Origin of the sequence: Paenibacillus sp. FSL L8-0158, assembly GCF_038592965.1 — a bacterium.
GTDB lineage: Bacteria > Bacillota > Bacilli > Paenibacillales > Paenibacillaceae > Paenibacillus > Paenibacillus polymyxa_D.
This window is the reverse complement of the sequence record NZ_CP151949.1, coordinates 4,617,374-4,635,792: the sequence shown is the minus strand read 5'-3', so window position 1 is coordinate 4,635,792 and position 18,419 is coordinate 4,617,374. Positions and strand designations below refer to the sequence as shown.

Genomic DNA, 18,419 nt, shown 5'->3' with positions numbered 1-18,419 from the left:
TCGCTGCGGCATACGCTGTAGTAGCGGAAAGCCCGTAGGTAATTCGTGCGTTCCGCACGGCGGAGCACATAAAGGAGGGGCTTATGCATAACGAGTTAGATGATTTGCTGATCCACATTTCGCACTCGCAGCAGCAGATGTCAAGGTTGTTGGATGCGGAACGGCAGGTGGTTGTGCGCATGGCGCAGATCATACATGAACTGCCAGATGAGGAGCCGCGTTTTGACGGAATTCCGGGCATTCTCGACAGCTCGGGACAAGTAAACAAAAGCATTGTGGCCTATCTGAACGGCATTGCCGATCTTCAGGAAGCAATGGCTGAAATGCTCGTTCGTGTCGTGAAGGAAACGGCATACCCGGAAGAGGAGTAACGTAACAACCGAGGGCAGGGAGTGAACACATGAGTAGGGAACAAGCAATGATTCACATGCTGGACGCGGCCTCCAAAATGCAGCGGAATGTGTCTATGATCCTGGAGGCCAAGGCGGTCGAAGCAGAAAAAGTGCGTAATTGGGCGCTGAACCATCTGGCGCCCCACGCCTTTGACACCGATGAAGAACAGCTGGGGCGACCTTTGGAGATTCACGAGCAAATGGTGGAAATGCTGGAGGGATTAACGCGGCTTCAGACTGGTCTTTGCAGCAATCTCAAAGCATTGCTGGATCAGGATGAACAGCAGAGTGGCGGCATGGAAGGGATGATGGGAGGAATGGGCTCGGGGGATATGAACTAATGAGCATGAGGCGTGAACGTGAGATCAAGCTGGATATCATGGAGTCTATTGCTGCCAGCCAGCACGCCGTTGCCCGGATGCTGACCAGTCTTGCGGACTTGACGCCCCATGCGGATATGTCGGCTACCCGTCTGGAAGAAACCATTCGTATACTCAGCAACTACCAGGGCGAAATCACGCAAATGTTGGCGGGTATTCCATTAAGACGACAGGTATATGGAAAACCGACGAAGCCGTGGCTCCATGTGCCTGTTCAGAAAAATGAAACCACCACGAGAAAGCAAAGGAGGAATGAAAATGAGCACAAGGTGGGAACGCACCACTCGGGAAAAAGCCCGCAAAAGACGTAAAGATGCCCGGCGTTCCAGCATTCGCAGATTAAAACGGAGAAGAAGACGTCTGCTTGCTCTAAGACGCCGTAAAAGAGGACATCATTCTGTACGTAGAAGACATCCTCTTTTGCGGCGGAGGAAAAAACCCCAAGCTAACCCGGTGGCAGTCCCTCCTGCGGAGAATCCACAGCCCGGGACTGTTGCATTGGAGCATGATCCGCAGGCATTTCAGCAGGGATATGATGCAGCTTACAACGAGGGTTTCAATTCAGGCTTTGCCAAAGGTTATGAAGATGGACACCAAGTCGCTTACAAAGCTCAGTAAACTATGCAAACCATCCCTGACAGCTAACCCCCCGAAGCTACACAGCTTCGGGGTTATTTGCGGTTCGGCAGTTGGACGGGCAAACGCCAATTTTGTCCGGGCAGTGGCAGTCGTCCATGATGCGTTTGACCCCTCCGCATATAGTTTAGGAGTGACAGAAGTTTATCCTACAACAGGACAGGGTGAAGGATGTGAACGATCAACAAAGTGGAAATGAACGCGAAGCGTACCGATGCGGCTATCGGGAAGGACGCAGAATGGGCGGTTGCACGGCTGCTCTGTCACAGGTCGTGGCCATACAACCTGCTGTTCGTCATTTGAAAGTGTTGTATATTCCGCAAGGTTTCGCAGCTATAGACACAGGTGTGCAAGAGGCATTAGGCCAAATATGCAGCTCATGCGCCATCGGTACGCCTGCTACGATGCTAGCTGACGCCGAGGCTCAACGTCCAGACCTCGTGCTGGTCATGAACGGGCTGCATGTTTTTCCGGCGGATCATCTGGAGCAGGTACAGCAAATACGAGCCCTGGGCATTCGGACGGCCATATGGTTTGTAGATGATCCTTACTTTACGGAGGATACGGCGTTGATCTGTCAATCCTACGATGTCGTATTTACGCACGAAATTTCTTGCCTGCCGTTTTATCGCGATCAGGGAGTAACGAGGGTTCACTATTTGCCGCTGGCTGCGTCAGCTCGTATCTTTTATCCCCGGCGGGTAGAGCGGGAGCATCAGCATGATATTTGCTTCATAGGAAATGCCTTCTGGAACCGTGTGAAGCTGTTCGACCACCTTGCTCCCTTCTTGGCGGACAAAAGAGTGCTGATCGTAGGTGGCCACTGGGATCGGCTGACCCGGCGGGATGTGCTGGAACGCTTTATCCGTCCGGGTTTTATGGAGCCGGAAGAGACCGCTCAATATTATAACGGCTCCAAAATTGTCATCAATATGCACCGCCCGACAGACCCCGGACTGGATAATCGGAATACACACCAGCTTTCAGCGGAGTCCATCAATCCTCGGACATATGAAATTTCTGCTTGCGGCACGCTTCAAATGACGGATGTTCGGAAGGATTTGAGCCGTTATTACCGACCAGGCTATGACATTGAAACCTTCTCTGGAGCTGAGGAATTGAAAGTGAAGCTGGACTACTATCTCAAGCATGATTGGGAACGCGAACGCATGGCCTGGCGCGCATTGTACACGACTATGCAAAAGCATATGTACTCCAATCGCATGGAAGAACTGCTGGACAAGGCGATGGCCTAAAGTAAACACCATAAACAGTGAGGAGTGAAAGTGATGACGATATCTACGACAGGACCGTATGACCCGGCTGTTCACCAGACGGCGGCAGCCTCCTGGGAAAAGGGGAGAACTGCGGGATTGCATGACGGATACGACGAAGGATATCTGCGCGGCCGTGCCAACGCAATTGTTGCGCGGATGAAAGCAGTTTTCCCTTTTCGACAAATCCATGTACTGTATGTCGTCTCAGGCAAAGGCCTTCCGTATTCTCCGCTGGATGAGGCGGTCATTACCACGTTGCAAAGCATGACGGCTCAGGTTACCGTAACAGACCCACGTCAGCCGGTAGGAGATATTGCCGCTCAGCTCCGTCCGAATCTGATGCTGGCACTGGATGGAATGGATCTTCCGTTGGAGCAGGTTACTGCGGTACGCCAGTTGGGTATCCCCACCGCCATCTGGCTAACGGACGATCCATATTACACCGACACGACGACCAAAATCGTCACAAATTATGATTATGTGTTCACGTTAGAAATGAACTGCATGGAGCTGTACCGTCAGTTGGGTTGCACGTCTGTGCACTATTTGCCCTTTGGAGCATTTCTGACTCACTATTTTCCCCTCAGCTCGCCCGCTTCGGTACGACGTGAGATTGGGTTTACAGGCTCAGCCTACTGGAACCGCATCTATTTCTTCAATCCGATTATGCCGCAACTCATGGCCCGTAACATTAAAATCAACGGAATCTGGTGGGATCGTCTCCCGGATTATCAGTCGTATGGTGACAAAATTGAGCTGGGTCGCTGGATGTCTCCGGTCGAGACCAATGATTCGTATAACGGCAGCAAAATCGTAATTAATCTTCATCGTTCCCATCAGGATGATTCAGTGAACAACAACTCACTGAAAATTCCGGGGGCTTCGCCCAATCCGCGCACGTTTGAAATTTCCGCCAGTGGCACGTTGCAACTGACAGATACAAGAGATGATCTGGCTCGTTTTTACAAGCCGGGGGAAGAGATAGAGACCTACAGCTCTCAGCAGGAACTGCTGGAGAAGGTTGAGTTTTATTTGACGCATGAAAAAGAGCGCCATGAGATTGCCCTGCGTGCTCTGGAACGAACCCTGCGGGAGCACACGTATGGTCACCGGATTGACCAACTGTTGTCGGTCATATTTCCATAAGGTGATTCACACGTCCGATGGTTGCTATTTTAAAGGAGGTGAACTCCGATCAAGCCGAAAATGATGCTATTCAGCCATGTTAGCAACGTCCGCAGTATTACGGGGGCAGAGAAGCTGCTATTGCAATTTTGTCTAGACATGCGTACGTACTTCGATTGTATTCTCGTAACGCCTGGTGAAGGGCGGCTGACCTCAATGGCCCGCAAGCGCGGAATCACCGTTCTGACACAGAATCTGTTCATGCTGCATGGCATGTATACCCCATATGAGGGATTGGCGCAGGATGCGGAGAATTTGCGGACCCATGTGGCGTATGCGCCGTTGTTCCAGATGCTTCGGCATGCTCGACCTGATGTGGTGCTGGTCAATACCTGTGTGAACGTCATGCCTGCAATGGCTGCCCAAGAGCTCAATATTCCGGTGATCTGGAAAATAACCGAGGTCATTAACCAGAATGCGCATACGCCAGTTTCCGTTTCTATCATTGAGCGCTATAGCCAATGGGTCATCGGCATTTCGCAAGCTGTAATGCGTCCTTTGCATGGTGGGGGACTGACACGTCCGCATACGGTGTTGTCTCCCTGCCGGGATATGGATATGCCGTCTCCCAAAGAGCATGTGCTGGAACGGAAAAGAAAACGTGAAAAACTGGGGCTGCGGGATTTTCATATTTGCATTGGTTATATTTCTTCCTTTATCTACGAAGCCAAAGGGCTGTTACCTTTTGTCCAAATGGCTCTAAAGCTGTGCGAAACCAATTCGCGGTGTCGTTTCTGGATCATCGGCAGCTCGGTGGACTCGGAATATTACGTAAAATGTGTCTCTTTAATCCGCCAATCTCGTTATAGCCGCCGCTTCCAGTTCAATTCATTCGAGGAATCCGTGTCAACGGCCTATAGTGCAATGGATATTGTTGTGATCCCAAGTATGGTGGAGGAAGGCTTTGGCCTGACCGCCCTGGAAGGGCTAGTTTACGGTAAGCCCGTGGTAGCCTTTGCGCAGGGTGGACTTGTGGAATTGATGGAGGCGACCGGAAATACAGATTTTTTGGTAGAGCCGGGCAACAGCGATATGCTGGCGCAAAAAGTGGGCTATCTGCTCGATCATCCCGAGGAAGTGGAACGGATTGGTGTGCGTAACAACAGTGCGGCTACACGTGTATACGGACCTGATTCCTACCGAAGCAGTATGCACCTCATGGTCAGTCAATGGGTATGTCATCATCCGCATTGGTTTCCGTTGATTCAGCAGCCGGGTGGACCTGTATGGACGAGGGAAGGCGAAGGGCTGCGTCAGGTCACCGCTATACCGGAGGGTTATACCAGCACGATTCGAGAATTTCCCGAATCGGTGGTGTGTCAGCTGCCTGTGCTGGGTCTGCCGCCAATCGAATATGCAGCCATTCAGGGCTTGCCACAACCAGCACCCCCTTTACCTGAGTCACCACCCGAATTGCCCCGCGGCAAGCGTAGTATTCGGGCGAGATGGCCAAAGGGCCGCAAGCGTACCAGATTGCGGAATCGCAGGTATAAAAGAAGCGGCGGCAAGAGTCGCCTTAAGAAAATTCACGGGTCCCCGTTGTCGAAGGGACTTTATCCGAAAACCAAGTCCAGACAGAAGCTCAAGCGGAAATTCAAGCACCAGTCACGGCGACATAACGCGCACAAGCAGAAGCGAGTCACACTCAAGACTGGACAGCATACAAAACAACGGTCCGGGTGAATCTACGCCGGACCTTTGAGATGAACGTTAAGCTGGAGCACAGCCAGTCTGCTGGATGGCTATCATTCATTGAACGCCACAATTCAATGAAACAACGACAGCAAAGGTGGGTTCCAAAACCATGAAAATATTGACCGTGCTCGGCACAAGACCGGAGATTATACGGCTCAGCCTGATCATTCCGAAGCTGGACCGCTATGCAGATGAACATGTGCTTGTGCATACGGGCCAAAATTACACCGAAAGCCTGAGCGGGCAGTTCTTTCGCGAGCTGGGACTGCGTGCCCCGGATTATGTACTTCAGGAGAAAGCGGGGACACTGGGCAAACAGTTGTCCGTCATGTACTCGCAGATGGAGGATATTTTAAACAAGGAACGCCCCGATCATGTGTTATTGCTCGGTGATACGAACAGCGCCTTATGCGCCTTGCTTGCGGAACGTATGGGTTACCCGGTTGTGCATATGGAGGCGGGGAACCGCTGTTATGATCTGGATGTGCCGGAGGAGAAGAATCGGCGTGTCATTGATGCGATATCTAGTATTAATATGCCTTATACGGAGCAAAGCAAGCAGCATCTGCTACGCGAAGGCTTTCCCAGCCAACGAATCATACTGACTGGAAATCCGATCTACGAAGTAATGCAGCACTATGAGAAAGAGGTAACCGATAGTGGGATTTTGAAAAAGTTGGGACTGTCGCCGGGAGAATATTTTCTGGTCACTGCCCACAGAGCCGAAAATGTCGACCATCCACCGCATTTGCTGGCTATTTTAGATGGTCTTAACCGGGTAGCCCAGCAGTTCGGGCAGCGGGTCATTTGCAGTATTCATCCCCGCACTGCCGCCCGGATCGCAAGCCATCCGCCGATCCAGCTTGATCCGCTAGTGGAATTTCACGAACCGTTCGGTTTTTTTGACTTCGTTCTGCTGGAGCGGCATGCCCGCTGCGCTTTGACGGACAGTGGTACCGTACAGGAAGAATGCTGTGTCATGGGGGTGCCGACGGTTACGATGCGCCGGACGACAGAACGGCCGGAAACGGTAGATTGCGGCAGCAATATCGTGTCCGGCCTTGATGGCGAGGTTATAGCAAACGCGGTAGCCATAATGACCGGGATGACCCATAAGTGGCAATGTCCCGCGGGCTATCTGGCGGAAGATGTGTCGGATAAGGTAGTTAAATTTCTGCTTGGAGGGAAACGGCATGTTTGAAAACCAACGTATCTTGGTTACCGGCGGTACCGGCTCATGGGGGCATGAGCTGGTTACCCAGTTACTGCCGCGTAACCCCAAAGAGGTCATTATCTTTTCACGTGGAGAATCCAGTCAGGTTGCCATGAACAGGCAGTTTGAGGATGAACGACTCAGCTTCTGTATTGGAGATATTCGGGATAAGGATGCGCTGACTACCGCTTGTCAAGGAGTGGACTATGTATTTCATTTGGCAGCGCTCAAGCACGTACCCGTCTGTGAGGATCAGCCCTACGAGGCACTCAAAACCAATGTCGTAGGCACCCAAAACGTAATTGAGGCCGCTGTCGTTAATCAGGTCAAGAAAGTCATTTATATATCGACTGACAAGGCCGCGAATCCGTCCAATTTTTACGGCATGACGAAGGCAATAGGAGAAAAACTGATTGTTTACGCCAATCTGCTGAATAGCGATACACGTTTCGTAACGGTGCGTGGCGGTAATGTTTTGGGCACAAACGGAAGTGTGGTGCATCTGTTCCAAAGCCAGATTCGTCAAAAGGGCAAGGTTTCGATCACAGATATGAACATGACCCGCTTCTTCCTGACCTTGCGTGATGCAATCAGTCTCCTGTTCAAAGCCTCGGTGGAAAGTGTCGGCGGGGAAATTTTTATCATGACCATGCCAACCTGCCGTATTTTGGACTTGGCTGAGGTGCTCATTGAGGATTCAGGTGTGGAAAACGTAGAAATTGTAGAAAAAGGTGTGCGTCCCGGCGAGAAAATTCATGAGATTTTGATGAGCGACTTTGAAAGCCTGACGACGGTAGTCTATGACGAGCAATATTTGGTCATTCTCCCAACGCTGAATATTCCTCAATTAAAGGACCGCTATAATCAGTGCCCTCCCGTGTCATTCAGCAGCTTCAGTTCGGAGTTTAATTTGATGTCGAAAGAGGAGATTCGCAGCATTCTCCAAAGCGGGGGGTTCATCAAATGAAGCTGCTTATTTTGGGTGGTAACGGCATGGCGGGCCATGTTCTGGTGAAGTATTTCCAAAACCAGAGCGGGTATAACGTGTTCTACACCACCCGTGATCCCGAAAATAAAGGTGGTCTGCTGCTGGATGTAAAGGACAGCTTTATGGTGGAGCAACTGGTACGGAGTGTACGGCCGGACGTTATTATTAACGCGGTGGGCGTACTGAATCAGCATGCCGGGGAGGATCAGATTGCAGCATACCAAATCAATGGATTACTGCCACATCTTCTCCGGCGGACAGCGGACAGTATCGGTGCCCGATTGGTTCATATCAGCACGGATTGCGTATTCGAAGGAAATCGGGTACCTGGTTTATATAAGGAGACGGATCAACCCGATGGGACAAGTGCCTATGCTGTGACGAAAATACTCGGAGAAGTAAAGGCCGCAGGGCATCTGACTATCCGTACCTCCATTATCGGGCCGGAAATTCGGCCCGGTGGCATTGGTCTGCTGCACTGGTTCTTGCAGCAGAGCGGAGACGTTAACGGGTATCGCCGGGTCTTTTGGAACGGGGTTACGACGCTGGAATTAGCAAAGGCGATACAGGTGCAGATGAATGAGCCGCTGGACGGACTCATTCATCTGGTTCACCCTGAACCGATCAGCAAGCATGATTTGCTGCTGCTGTTCAAAGACATCTGGAATAGGGGGGATATTCGGATCGTGCCGAAAGATGAGCCGGTGCAGGACCGGACGCTTCGTTCTACCCGGGCCGATCTGCTCTACGATGTTCCTCACTACAGCATCATGCTGAAGGAGCTGCTGGAATGGACGGAAGCACAGCGGAACAACGTCGGCCTGTCATAGTCATTACCGGAGCGGCGGGCTATACCGGGATGCATGCCTGCCGCCATTTTGCAAAGCTCGGCTGGGAGGTAGCGGCGCTGACTCGTACTGCTGCTTCCGTCTCAGAACTGATCTTACTGGCTCGCGATGATGAAAATAACAGCCCAGAGGCAAAGACCCGCAACTGTATTACGCCTTATGTGTGTGACTTGCTCGACAAGAAACGTCTGGGCGAAGTAATTAGACAGATTGCTCCGGACTATGTGCTTCACCTGGGTGGTAAAAATTCCGTCCCTGAATCTTGGGAGAGTCCCCTGCTATACATGGAATCCAATGTACTGTCCACCCTGTATCTGCTCGATGTACTACGACCTTTCCCCAAAGCCAGAATTGTCGTGGCGGGTTCTCGGCTAAAGACGGCTTTGCAGGCTCCGTATCATCCAACGCATCCATACAGCCTTAGCAAAAGCCTTCAAGAGGCAGTCGCGCTCTCGTGGGGCGCGCTGTTCGAACAATCCGTCATGCTGGCAGAGCCTTGCAACTTGATCGGTCCGGGTCCATCTACCGGATTTTGTGCATTACTCGCGGGGTATATCGTTCAGACGGAACGTAGGGAAGGGCAGTCCGTAACTGAAACTGCCCCGTTCCGGGTATCTTCCCGACATGCGCAACGTGATTTCCTCGACGTTCGTGATGCCGTTCGCGCATACGGTGTGCTATTGGAACAGGGTGTGCCAGGCCGAGTGTACTCGGTCTGCACAGGCCGCATTGTGGAACTGGGCAATATCGTAGAACGTATGGTTGCGCTGGCCAAAACATCTATTCCCATACAATGGGGGGATGTGGCAGAGTCAGCATCCACCGAGGCATACCGTGCGAAAGAGCTGGAGGACATGGGCTGGAAGCCGACCATACAGCTGGGGCAATCTCTGGAGGATATGATTCAATACCGCCGAGCCGGAAAGGAAGGAACGATATGAGACCGAAAGTAACAATCGTCATTCCCTTTTATAACTGTGCATATGTGGATCAGGCTTTGCAAAGTGCACTAGAGCAAACTTATGGGCCCCTTGAGATTATTGTCGTCGATGACGGGTCCACGGAACATGTTGATATGCTTCAGGCCTATCTTCCGTATATACATTATTTGGGCAAATCCAACGGTGGAACAGCCAGCGCCCTGAACCATGGTATCCGGCATGCCAGCGGCGAATATATTGCGTGGCTCAGCTCCGACGATACCTATCATAGGGACAAAATTAATAATCAGGTTTCTTTTATGGTGGAAAACGGTGCGTACATCTCCCATACCAATTTCAATTTCATCAATCAATACAGCCAAGTCACAAGCTACCAGGCAGCCGCCGTGTTTCCGTCTATGACGGAGTTTTATCGTTTTTTTCAGCAAGGAAATCCGGTCAATGGATGCACGGTTATGTTTAAAAAGGAGCTGTTTGCACATATCGGTTTGTTTGATGAACTGCTGCCGTACACACATGATCTGGATATGTGGTACCGAGTGATGCTGGCGGGATATCCATTTCCTTTTCTGAACGAGTCCTTGGTTAACTACCGCTGGCATGATGAAATGGGAACCAAAAAACATTGGCCCGCTGTGGAGCGGGAGTACAACATCACCCAGGCACGTTATCGAGATCGCTTCAGTCAGGTATTGAGCGGTTTATCCTCATGAAGTCGAAAGTCTGTTAGGGGGGATTGATATGGTAGATACGGGGATTGTTATGCCACTGTACAAACAGGATATCGGCTATCTGCAAGCTGCGATCTCATCCGTACTAGCCCAGAGCTACAGGGCATTTCGCTTCATCATTGTTATTGACGGAGCGCCGGAAATGGTGGGGCCAGCGCTCCACGCAGCAATGGGAGATCCGCGCGTTCAGTTGGTTACACTCCCTCAGAACAAAGGAGTATCCCACGCCCTTAACCGGGGATTCGATGAATTGTTTAAAGATCCTGCGATCAAGTATGTGACCTGGGTATCCAGCGACAATGTTTATAATGCTTCCTTTATAGAACGATTGCGGCAGGAGCTGGAGCAGGGGCTAGACTCACTCGGCCTTGTGTACTCTACCTTCCGCCAGGTTGACGCATATGGGAACCCGTTGTATGACGAGCAGCATCAACAGGCGTTGATCCGGTACCAAAGTCAGCCACATCACGAATTGCTGAACGCCAGCATTGTTGGGGTTTCATTTATGTACAAAAGCAAATATGCACGTCAAATTGGGAGTTATCGGCTGCAGCCTGTGGAGGATTATGATTATTGGCTGCGGCTGACCGAGACGTGCAGCATGAAATTCATCCCGGAGATCCTGATGGATTACCGGGTGAATTCCACATTCAGTGTATCAGCTGGCTTGCACAGCCAGAAGGAGCACCGACGCTGGCGGCACGCATTCCAAATCGCCAAGCATGAGGCGAGAGCCCGCCGAGGTATCCCACTTGAGATGACGATTTTAATGCCTGTCACGGATATGGCTCAAGCTGAGCCATTGCTAGATAACTTATTGGAGCAGCACTACAGTAACTCTGTGGTACGTTTGCTGGATTTAACGCCAGAACAGGGAGCCGCCGCTTTCCTGTCGATGATGCCCGATCCTCGGTTAATCGTAACGCCACGTCAGCATTATTCGGTCCAGGAAGCACTGGTTCAGGCGATTGGTGAAACAACGACCCGTTTTGTTGTATGCTTCGGTGTCAAACCTTATATTGCCGTGACGGATCTGCTATATCTGACGGATTTGTTGCGCCCATTACAGGATACACATGCCTTTTCCTACTATACAGATGACCATTCAACCATCGGTAGCGGCCGAGGGGTTCAGTCCATACCACCGGAATGGAATTACGTGTATTACACCTACAGATTACATCAGGCACTGGAACAGGGCGGCTTTTAAACAACAGGAGACAGTGCCGGGATTGTGGTCAGCTCGGACTGAAGGACACGATGCTCCTGTACAACATTACCGAACTGATCCAGTCCGAAGTTGGAAAGCACAACACTGGTAGGTGCAGCGGAGACTACGTTGTATTGCACCTCATAGGCAAGTACCCCTTGTATAAAGAAGGTACGTCGGGCAATGGAGTTTGCAGGTAAGTTAACTGATGTCACGTATAAGGGGATCTTAGTATCCGGTACAAGCGAGAAAAAAATTTGGATGGTCACGGTTGCCGCGTTCACGGTATCCTCGTTGACCAAATTTACAACGACATTGGAGCAGGCAGTACCAAAATCTCTAGTGTTGGTCATATATCCGGTTGTAAAAGCCAAGCGAATCATCCTCTCAAAAAACAGAATATTGGAAAACCCCTGAAGGGATGCTTCTATACTATGAATCTATTGGAAAGAAAGCCTGTATGGTTGTCTGTAGGCTATGCCGAAAAAAAGTACATTTTAATAGAACCGCTTCAGGCATGTCCATTTATATAATGAAGGGAATGCTCACGATGCCCTTTAATTTTCAGGTAACACCCAGCGGTTTGCCTAAATTTGAGCCCAGTGTCGCCGTTAATTTGTTAAATCCGAATATTGTTGTGGCTGTCGCTGTTGACTTTAGTAGCGGGCCTCCGCTGATTGGACTGTATCGTTCCTTGGACGCCGGGGCGAACTGGACGGATTCTTTATTGCCGATTCCACCAGGATATACAGGGGCAGAGGCAGGAATGGTAGCCTATCTGTTCCCGAATATTTTTATCGTATCGGCGCATGTATTTCCGGGAAATGAGAACGGGGCTATCGTGATCTATCGCTCTACGGACGATGGAGCCACTTTTGATCCTCCAGTGGTCATTAATCCGGGTTTTGGAGATTACATTAATAATGACTGGACCAATATTACGACGGATAATGCGGGGGCAAGTCCCTATCTCGGGCACGTCTATGTCACGTATAACCGCCAATATAATGTGGATTTTAATGCTCAATCTGCAGCCTTCTACCAGCGTTCCACCGATGGAGGACTAACTTGGGACCGACCGTTAATGCTCTCCAATATCCAATCCTCCACGGAGCGGCCTGAGCCTGCGGTCGACAAATTTGGAAGTGTCTATGTCAGCTGGATTCGTACGGGGCCGCAAACACCGGCTTTTTTTATCCGACGCTCCTTTGATGGAGGGGCAACTTTCAGCGGGGATATACTGGTATCCAATATAACGCTGGTGCCCAATCCTTTGCCCGTTCCTGGTTATGACTTTCGAATATTGAATTTCCCTAGCTTGGCCGCGGACTGCTCGGGTGTGCCTTCCACAACAAATACGCTATATGCCGTGTGGCAGGACTTTGGTCAGGGATACAGCAATATTTTGTTGTCCAAATCAAGTGATTTTGGCGGTACCTGGAGTGCTCCGATCATTGTGACGGACAGCCCGCCTGGCTCGCAAAATTTCTTTCCTGCGATTGCGGTATCGCCCAAGACGGGACTGGTCGTTGTCGTGTACTATACCAATCGCTTGGACGGCTTTAATCTGGATGTGTTCGCCGCCGAATCTGTCGATGGCGGCAACACCTTTACGAACAGTCGTCTCACAACGACCTCCTTTAATCCGAATGTCGGTGGAGGCGAATCAGAGCTGATCGGCGACTATATTGATGTCGCCATTTCGCCGCCGAATAGCTACATTTCTGTCTGGACGGATACGCGCACAGGCAGTTTGACCATTTTTGCCGGTGTGCCAGGAGGTGGAGCCTGATGCCGAACGTACAGCTTACGCCTAACGGAAGGCTGGCCCAGGAGCCGAGTGTAGCTTTCAACCTGCTCGACGGCACCATTGTGTCTGCGGCTATCGATTTTACGACAGGGCCGCCGTTGACAGCGGTATACCGTTCAGGTAACGGCGGTGTCTCCTTCACACAGCAGATTTTACCGCTGCCAGCCGGCTATGTAGGAGCGGAATCCCATAGCGTCAGCTACGGTTTTCCTAACTTGTTTGTCATAGCCTGTCACGTATTTACCGCAGACGGTTTGAGCGGTACCATCGCCACTTATGTATCCAGAGACAACGGTAATACATTTGATCCGCCTGTGATTGCCGAGCGAGGGTATGGGACATTTGTCAACAATGTGGAGGTCAGCGTGAAATTCGATACTTCTCAGGTTAGCTCCTATACCGGAAACATCTATTTATGTTATACGCATCAGTACAATCCTGATTTTTTTGGCGGATCAGTCATGTTCTTCCAACGTTCACAGGATGGAGGGATCACGTGGGATACACCCGTGGTGCTCACCGCTGGCTCCAATCAGATTACGCGGGGGGAAATCACCGTGAGCATTACAGGGGTCATTTATGTCGGGTACATTGTGACGAATCCGGTTAACCAATATCAGGTCATTGTGTCCTTCAATGGGGGGACAGCGTTCAGTTCTTCGCTGCCTGTATCTTCTGTTGTCCCAGTTCCGAGTCCGTTGCCCGTGCCCGGGTTTGGCTTCAATGTGCTACCGATGGCCAATATTGCGGTGGATCGCTCTACTAGCCCGAATCAGGGAACACTTTATGCGGTCTGGCAGGATAATCGGGCAGGGTATGCGGATGTACTGCTCGCCCGGTCGGTGGATGGTGGATTAAGCTGGACTGCGCCGCAATCGGTGACAGGGGCTAGTGCAGGCGCACAGCATTTTTTCCCTGCTATTGATGTTTCGCCTGTGACCGGCGTGATTAAGATCGTATATTATACGAATCAAATAACGACCTCTTTATTAGACGTATTTGTGGCCGAATCAACGAACGGAGGGATTACATTTACGAACCTCAGAATAACAGATAGCTCCTTTAATCCTAACGGGATTAGCCCGGTTCCAGTCGTTACAATCGGTAATTTTATTGATGTAACGATCGTGCCGAATAACGGATTTTTTGCGGTCTGGACAGATGCGTTATCGGGTTTCCAGCAAATTTATGGAAGTAACGGAATGTAGCTCAGCATACGAGACAGAGGAGGTGAGGCTGTTTTGAAAATTTTGTTGGCTACGTACTGGCCGATTCCTCATTTGGGTGGCGTATGGCCCTTTATGATGCAAATTAAACGGAGACTGGAGCTACTGGGCCACACGGTAGACTTGATGGGGAACGGACCGGATACGCCCAAATACCATATTGTTTTTGAAGATAGGGAGCTGCTGAAGGATCAACTGCTGCCCCTGCTGCATACGAAGCTGAATGAATCGGCTGTCCCTGTATTACATTTGGATTCATGGGTGCAAACGGTGGAAAAGGATCGATACTGTATGGAGCTGGCGGCAGCGTATTTCGGGGTCGAGCAGTATGATGTGATTCATACGCAAGATGTTATAGCCACGCGTGCTCTAAGTCGGGTCAAACGCAAAGACAGCGCGTTGGTAGCGAATATTCATGGCTCGCTGGCTCGTGAAGTCATGATGGCTCTGGAGCGAGATCATGAGGAGGGTTACCGCGAGACGCTAATGTGGAAATATTATTGGGCGCTGGAGCATTATGGCGCTATATCCGCGGATATTACCATTACGTCTACAGAATGGATGAAGCAGACGCTTGTGCATGAGTTCGAAGTGCCTGAGCAGCAGATTGCTACTTTCCAATACGGATTGGATACCGGGCACTTCTGGAAAGTCCACGCCCGGGGAACGGACATGGTACGACCTGAGGGGAAAAAAGTTATCATTTGTCCTTCACGGCTGGTCTATATCAAAGGGCTGCATTATTTAATGAGCGCTCTTGGCCTGCTGAAAGCAAGTCGTACAGATTGGGTTTGCTGGATTGTCGGGGAGGGAGATAAAAGGGAAGAGCTTCAAACACAGGCGAAGGAGCTAGGGCTGGAGGAAGATGTGATTTTTCTGGGGCATCGTGAAGATGTACCTGCTCTTTTGCAACTGGCGGACCTTTTTGTTCATCCAAGCATACAGGACAATCAGCCGTTTTCGGTCATGGAGGCGCAGATTATGGGGCTTCCGGCAGTGGTATCGGATGCAGGCGGATTGCCGGAAATGGTGAAGCATGAACACACCGGACTAGTCTCCCCGGTTGGTGATGTGGAAACACTAGCAGCTCATTTGCAGCATTTGCTGGCTCAGGATGAAGTGCGGATAGCTATGGGAAAACGTGCCAAAGCATGGGGGACGGCGCATTGGTCTCTGGATGTTATGATTGAACGGCTCGTGAATATTTATGGGCAAGCGCTGAATCAAGTACGTTGAGTACGTTGATTCCACAGTTAGGAGGGAGAGCATGACTTTTCCTGTCGTTGGGGACTTGTACAACCGTATTTTTGAAATCCAGCAGTCACACCCAGATCTGAAGGTCGATTACGCAATATGGAACCGAATTAACACTTCGTTGCCGGAAGATTATAAGCTGCCGGACGCTGACATTTTGGAACGTCTGAAACAATCCGCTCCATGAGAATACAGACCCTATAAAAGGCAGGTCGGGCTTAAAACTCCCACCTGCCTTTAGTTTATTTCAGCTCATTGTCCATCCGGGTTTTCGTCCATCGAATCTACATACACCGAGCCTCGAACCATGAGTGGTCCCGTAACAACAGCACGGCGGTCGGCTGATTGTACGGTCAGGCAGTATACATAAGGCTGTCCCTGTGTTCCCGTTTCCTCATAGCTTAACTCGGCAAATCCCTCCTGATAACAGGAATCCTGCAACCAATCCAGCATAGGTCCCCGCTCATCGTTGCGACGCAACCGAATATCCAGCTCCCCGATATCCCAGTTGAGTAGCGGATTTTCCCATGCCAAAGAGACTTCAATGACAATACGTCCTTCAGATTCACTAGCAGGAATGATCAATGTAGAGAGTACGCTCTCCTGATCGGTAACCTGAAAAGGCAGTGCATATGTGCCTGCCTCAGCTTTATTTTGAACTGAATATTTCAACATACCTTCTTCCTCCTCTGCCCGTTCATTAGGGCGTCACGGTAAAATGACTGGCTGTACGCTTAGCGACAACGTTCCCGTTTTCCACAAATTCAGCCAGGATAAACAGCGTTTCCGGGTTGTAAATACTTGTGACCACTCGCAGATAAAACGGATTTTGGGCTGCCTCCATATCCTTGAGTTCTAGCACAGAGCCAGCTTCGGGAGAAGGGCTCAATCGAAGGAGCTGCCGTCGGAAAACGCCACTATCATTTCCCATTTCCAGCAACACATCGACGGCTCTCTTTTCACGATTGAAAAAGGTCACATGGCAGCTTTGTATATGGGCGCTGTGGTAAGCGAGATGGTGATCGACGGTTAAAAGAAACACGGACATATGATGATGCCTCCTTGAATTCCGTTAGGTTACCAGCCTTAACATGATATGAAAAATAGCCGGGATTGGACTGGATAGTTGTACGCCTCTTTGACAAAAAGCGCATCGGTGTCCAACCCTTTTCGCCGTGCTGTGCATGTAATGTAGAGTGGAACAAACTACGGCCTGAAGTCCCTTTTCGACTACAGAAGAAGGGGCGAGGAGGCTTTGAGGGAAGGATCGTATTAAAAAAAGGAGGCACGGCTATGAGACTCGCACAGCTGGCAGGGGAATATGAAGCGGTCTTCAGTCTGGGACAAAACTGTACACCTGCCATTCAATTGGAAAAGAACCGTTTGCGGCCGTTTGCCGGGGTACTGGATTGGATGATGTCTGACACGCTGTCTGATGTGAACCGCTTGCTTGAAAATCGGTTTGCTGGATTTATGGAATTGCCCAATTTGAGTGTCGTTGGTACGAGCCAACTGAATTATATGGTCAGAGATATCGCTTATAATGTGATCTCGGTACATGATTTTCCGCAGGAGCGCAATACGTCCTCAGATCTGGTGACCTATCCCGAGTTCAAGGAAAAGATAGACCGTCGTATTGAACGTTTTTTTGCAAAAATACAAACGGCGAAGCGCAGCTTGTTCGTCCGTATGCTGGGAACCTATGAAGAAGTAGAGGAACTGAAACGTATTTTGTCGGGCATGGTAGCGAATGAATTTTGTTTGTTGGTGGTGAATTGTTCCGGTGTAACGGAGTTGACGGAGGTGGATTGGCAACTTCCGCATGTATGCGCGGTGGAAATGCCTTTTGCCGATGTATGGAATTACAAGAGTGATCCGCACTGGCGCACCCTTTTTGAAGGGATGACCTTGTCTTCGGAAAGGGGAGGGCGTCGTGCTTGAGCGGTTGCAGGGGGATTATGATGCTATATTCAGTCTGGGAGGACATTGCTTGCCTTCCATTCAGCTGGATAAAAACGGACTGCGTCCCTATGCGGGCCCGCTGGATTGGATGATTTCCGGTAACTTGTCACAGATCAGTCGCTTGCTGGACGCCCGTTTTGCCGGTTTTATGGATGTTGACAGTCTACGTGTCACGGGGCATGATTACGGCGAACATAACCTCATGGTCGAGGATGCATCCTATGGGATTACAGCAGCACACCATTTTCCGGTTAGCCAGAATACACCTGAGCAGCTGACTTCCTACCCTGTATTCAAAACGACGCTTAATCGCCGCATTGCACGTCTACTGGATCAATTCACACTTGCGTCCCGTCTGCTACTGGTTCGTCTTGGGGGCAGTCGGGAGCAAGCGGTGGAGCTACATGATGTGTTATTACAGAGGATTACACATGATTTTCGCTTGTTATACGTGGATTATACAGGGACTGATGGTGTGACGGAGCTGGATTGGGGATTGGAGCGGCTGGTTTCAGTGGAGCTACCGCCTGAGGATATATGGAACGGTCAGGATGAGATGTGGCGTTATATGCTGGAAAATGTGAGACTGCATGTCTGAGGTGCTGAGATTCTAGAGACACACTAAGATTGTCTTCGGACTGTGCGTGTGCCTGCGCCAAGCTATAGGGAGT

The 18,419-nt window shown here is 50.5% G+C and carries 22 protein-coding genes; 19 read left to right on the top strand and 3 right to left on the bottom strand.

Going from position 1 to position 18,419, the window contains the following annotated elements:
- The first annotated feature begins 83 nt into the window (after window positions 1-83).
- The 13 genes from NSQ68_RS20455 to NSQ68_RS20395 all read left to right on the top strand — a co-directional run bounded on the left by NSQ68_RS20455 (window position 84) and on the right by NSQ68_RS20395 (window position 11,496).
- Window positions 84-371, top strand: a complete 288-nt coding sequence (locus NSQ68_RS20455; protein WP_013311765.1) for a hypothetical protein — start codon at window positions 84-86, stop codon at window positions 369-371.
- A gap of 29 nt (window positions 372-400) precedes the next feature.
- Window positions 401-733, top strand: a complete 333-nt coding sequence (locus NSQ68_RS20450; RefSeq protein WP_039272664.1) for a hypothetical protein — start codon at window positions 401-403, stop codon at window positions 731-733.
- The gene (locus NSQ68_RS20445; protein WP_307353326.1) at window positions 733-1,083 is read left to right on the top strand and encodes a hypothetical protein; all 351 of its coding nucleotides are present in this window, start codon (window positions 733-735) and stop codon (window positions 1,081-1,083) included. Before NSQ68_RS20450 ends, NSQ68_RS20445 begins: the two co-directional genes overlap by 1 nt.
- Entirely contained in the window at window positions 1,031-1,390 is a 360-nt protein-coding gene (locus tag NSQ68_RS20440) for a hypothetical protein (protein WP_342427033.1), read from the top strand. Before NSQ68_RS20445 ends, NSQ68_RS20440 begins: the two co-directional genes overlap by 53 nt.
- Window positions 1,391-1,572: 182 nt before the next feature.
- Window positions 1,573-2,664, top strand: coding sequence for a DUF3880 domain-containing protein (locus NSQ68_RS20435; protein WP_250266585.1), 1,092 nt, complete (start codon window positions 1,573-1,575; stop codon window positions 2,662-2,664).
- Window positions 2,665-2,697: 33 nt separating this feature from the next.
- Window positions 2,698-3,831 carry a glycosyltransferase gene (locus NSQ68_RS20430; protein ID WP_307353329.1) on the top strand — a complete coding sequence of 378 codons (1,134 nt, stop codon included), beginning with the start codon at window positions 2,698-2,700 and terminating at the stop codon, window positions 3,829-3,831.
- Between the two features lie 60 nt (window positions 3,832-3,891).
- Window positions 3,892-5,553 (top strand): glycosyltransferase, encoded by a 1,662-nt coding sequence (locus NSQ68_RS20425; RefSeq protein WP_342427032.1) that lies wholly within the window; start codon window positions 3,892-3,894, stop codon window positions 5,551-5,553.
- A gap of 121 nt (window positions 5,554-5,674) precedes the next feature.
- On the top strand, window positions 5,675-6,766 hold the full coding sequence (gene wecB, locus NSQ68_RS20420; protein WP_342427031.1) for a UDP-N-acetylglucosamine 2-epimerase (non-hydrolyzing): 1,092 nt from the start codon (window positions 5,675-5,677) through the stop codon (window positions 6,764-6,766).
- Window positions 6,759-7,745, top strand: coding sequence for a polysaccharide biosynthesis protein (locus tag NSQ68_RS20415; RefSeq protein WP_342427029.1), 987 nt, complete (start codon window positions 6,759-6,761; stop codon window positions 7,743-7,745). Before wecB ends, NSQ68_RS20415 begins: the two co-directional genes overlap by 8 nt.
- The gene (locus NSQ68_RS20410) at window positions 7,742-8,596 is read left to right on the top strand and encodes an SDR family oxidoreductase (protein ID WP_342427028.1); all 855 of its coding nucleotides are present in this window, start codon (window positions 7,742-7,744) and stop codon (window positions 8,594-8,596) included. Before NSQ68_RS20415 ends, NSQ68_RS20410 begins: the two co-directional genes overlap by 4 nt.
- Entirely contained in the window at window positions 8,557-9,555 is a 999-nt protein-coding gene (locus NSQ68_RS20405; protein WP_342427027.1) for an NAD-dependent epimerase/dehydratase family protein, read from the top strand. The genes NSQ68_RS20410 and NSQ68_RS20405 overlap by 40 nt, the downstream gene beginning before the upstream one ends.
- A complete protein-coding gene (locus NSQ68_RS20400) occupies window positions 9,552-10,268 on the top strand; it encodes a glycosyltransferase (RefSeq protein ID WP_025722605.1) in 717 nt (238 codons plus the stop codon). The genes NSQ68_RS20405 and NSQ68_RS20400 overlap by 4 nt, the downstream gene beginning before the upstream one ends.
- Before the next feature lie 28 nt (window positions 10,269-10,296).
- Window positions 10,297-11,496: a glycosyltransferase gene (locus tag NSQ68_RS20395; RefSeq protein ID WP_307353334.1), complete on the top strand. Its 1,200-nt coding sequence runs from the start codon at window positions 10,297-10,299 to the stop codon at window positions 11,494-11,496.
- Here the strand turns inward: NSQ68_RS20395 and NSQ68_RS20390 are convergent.
- The gene (locus NSQ68_RS20390) at window positions 11,493-11,879 is read right to left on the bottom strand and encodes a hypothetical protein (RefSeq protein ID WP_342427026.1); all 387 of its coding nucleotides are present in this window, start codon (window positions 11,877-11,879) and stop codon (window positions 11,493-11,495) included. The genes NSQ68_RS20395 and NSQ68_RS20390 overlap by 4 nt on opposite strands.
- A 167-nt stretch (window positions 11,880-12,046) precedes the next feature.
- On the opposite strand from NSQ68_RS20390, the gene NSQ68_RS20385 reads away from it, so the two are divergent.
- The 4 genes from NSQ68_RS20385 to NSQ68_RS20370 are packed head-to-tail and all read left to right on the top strand — an operon-like array spanning window position 12,047 to window position 15,973.
- Window positions 12,047-13,288: a sialidase family protein gene (locus NSQ68_RS20385; RefSeq protein ID WP_307353336.1), complete on the top strand. Its 1,242-nt coding sequence runs from the start codon at window positions 12,047-12,049 to the stop codon at window positions 13,286-13,288.
- Window positions 13,288-14,514: a sialidase family protein gene (locus NSQ68_RS20380; protein ID WP_342427025.1), complete on the top strand. Its 1,227-nt coding sequence runs from the start codon at window positions 13,288-13,290 to the stop codon at window positions 14,512-14,514. Before NSQ68_RS20385 ends, NSQ68_RS20380 begins: the two co-directional genes overlap by 1 nt.
- A 33-nt stretch (window positions 14,515-14,547) precedes the next feature.
- On the top strand, window positions 14,548-15,768 hold the full coding sequence (locus NSQ68_RS20375) for a glycosyltransferase family 4 protein (RefSeq protein WP_342427024.1): 1,221 nt from the start codon (window positions 14,548-14,550) through the stop codon (window positions 15,766-15,768).
- A gap of 31 nt (window positions 15,769-15,799) precedes the next feature.
- A complete protein-coding gene (locus tag NSQ68_RS20370; protein ID WP_167348638.1) occupies window positions 15,800-15,973 on the top strand; it encodes a hypothetical protein in 174 nt (57 codons plus the stop codon).
- Between the two features lie 65 nt (window positions 15,974-16,038).
- On the opposite strand, the gene NSQ68_RS20365 is transcribed toward NSQ68_RS20370, so the two are convergent.
- The gene (locus tag NSQ68_RS20365; RefSeq protein WP_342427023.1) at window positions 16,039-16,461 is read right to left on the bottom strand and encodes a hypothetical protein; all 423 of its coding nucleotides are present in this window, start codon (window positions 16,459-16,461) and stop codon (window positions 16,039-16,041) included.
- A gap of 25 nt (window positions 16,462-16,486) precedes the next feature.
- Window positions 16,487-16,834, bottom strand: a complete 348-nt coding sequence (locus NSQ68_RS20360) for a hypothetical protein (RefSeq protein WP_342427022.1) — start codon at window positions 16,832-16,834, stop codon at window positions 16,487-16,489.
- 245 nt (window positions 16,835-17,079) lie between these two features.
- Here NSQ68_RS20360 and NSQ68_RS20355 point away from each other — a divergent pair, with 245 nt between their 5' ends.
- Window positions 17,080-17,727: a DUF1796 family putative cysteine peptidase gene (locus NSQ68_RS20355; RefSeq protein ID WP_342427021.1), complete on the top strand. Its 648-nt coding sequence runs from the start codon at window positions 17,080-17,082 to the stop codon at window positions 17,725-17,727.
- Window positions 17,720-18,346, top strand: a complete 627-nt coding sequence (locus tag NSQ68_RS20350; protein WP_342427020.1) for a DUF1796 family putative cysteine peptidase — start codon at window positions 17,720-17,722, stop codon at window positions 18,344-18,346. Before NSQ68_RS20355 ends, NSQ68_RS20350 begins: the two co-directional genes overlap by 8 nt.
- Window positions 18,347-18,419 lie beyond the last annotated feature (73 nt).

Excerpts from the sequence above, each read along its gene's own strand:
- NSQ68_RS20455 (WP_013311765.1), top strand. The coding sequence starts at position 84 with ATGCATAACGAGTTAGATGATTTGCTGATCCACATTTCGCACTCGCAG.
- NSQ68_RS20450 (WP_039272664.1), top strand. The coding sequence starts at position 401 with ATGAGTAGGGAACAAGCAATGATTCACATGCTGGACGCGGCCTCCAAA.
- NSQ68_RS20445 (WP_307353326.1), top strand. The coding sequence starts at position 733 with ATGAGCATGAGGCGTGAACGTGAGATCAAGCTGGATATCATGGAGTCT.
- NSQ68_RS20440 (WP_342427033.1), top strand. The coding sequence starts at position 1,031 with ATGAGCACAAGGTGGGAACGCACCACTCGGGAAAAAGCCCGCAAAAGA.
- NSQ68_RS20430 (WP_307353329.1), top strand. The coding sequence starts at position 2,698 with ATGACGATATCTACGACAGGACCGTATGACCCGGCTGTTCACCAGACG.
- NSQ68_RS20425 (WP_342427032.1), top strand. The coding sequence starts at position 3,892 with ATGATGCTATTCAGCCATGTTAGCAACGTCCGCAGTATTACGGGGGCA.
- wecB (WP_342427031.1), top strand. The coding sequence starts at position 5,675 with ATGAAAATATTGACCGTGCTCGGCACAAGACCGGAGATTATACGGCTC.
- NSQ68_RS20415 (WP_342427029.1), top strand. The coding sequence starts at position 6,759 with ATGTTTGAAAACCAACGTATCTTGGTTACCGGCGGTACCGGCTCATGG.
- NSQ68_RS20410 (WP_342427028.1), top strand. The coding sequence starts at position 7,742 with ATGAAGCTGCTTATTTTGGGTGGTAACGGCATGGCGGGCCATGTTCTG.
- NSQ68_RS20405 (WP_342427027.1), top strand. The coding sequence starts at position 8,557 with ATGGACGGAAGCACAGCGGAACAACGTCGGCCTGTCATAGTCATTACC.
- NSQ68_RS20400 (WP_025722605.1), top strand. The coding sequence starts at position 9,552 with ATGAGACCGAAAGTAACAATCGTCATTCCCTTTTATAACTGTGCATAT.
- NSQ68_RS20395 (WP_307353334.1), top strand. The coding sequence starts at position 10,297 with ATGGTAGATACGGGGATTGTTATGCCACTGTACAAACAGGATATCGGC.
- NSQ68_RS20390 (WP_342427026.1), bottom strand. The coding sequence starts at position 11,879 with ATGATTCGCTTGGCTTTTACAACCGGATATATGACCAACACTAGAGAT.
- NSQ68_RS20385 (WP_307353336.1), top strand. The coding sequence starts at position 12,047 with ATGCCCTTTAATTTTCAGGTAACACCCAGCGGTTTGCCTAAATTTGAG.
- NSQ68_RS20380 (WP_342427025.1), top strand. The coding sequence starts at position 13,288 with ATGCCGAACGTACAGCTTACGCCTAACGGAAGGCTGGCCCAGGAGCCG.
- NSQ68_RS20370 (WP_167348638.1), top strand. The coding sequence starts at position 15,800 with ATGACTTTTCCTGTCGTTGGGGACTTGTACAACCGTATTTTTGAAATC.
- NSQ68_RS20365 (WP_342427023.1), bottom strand. The coding sequence starts at position 16,461 with ATGTTGAAATATTCAGTTCAAAATAAAGCTGAGGCAGGCACATATGCA.
- NSQ68_RS20360 (WP_342427022.1), bottom strand. The coding sequence starts at position 16,834 with ATGTCCGTGTTTCTTTTAACCGTCGATCACCATCTCGCTTACCACAGC.
- NSQ68_RS20355 (WP_342427021.1), top strand. The coding sequence starts at position 17,080 with ATGAGACTCGCACAGCTGGCAGGGGAATATGAAGCGGTCTTCAGTCTG.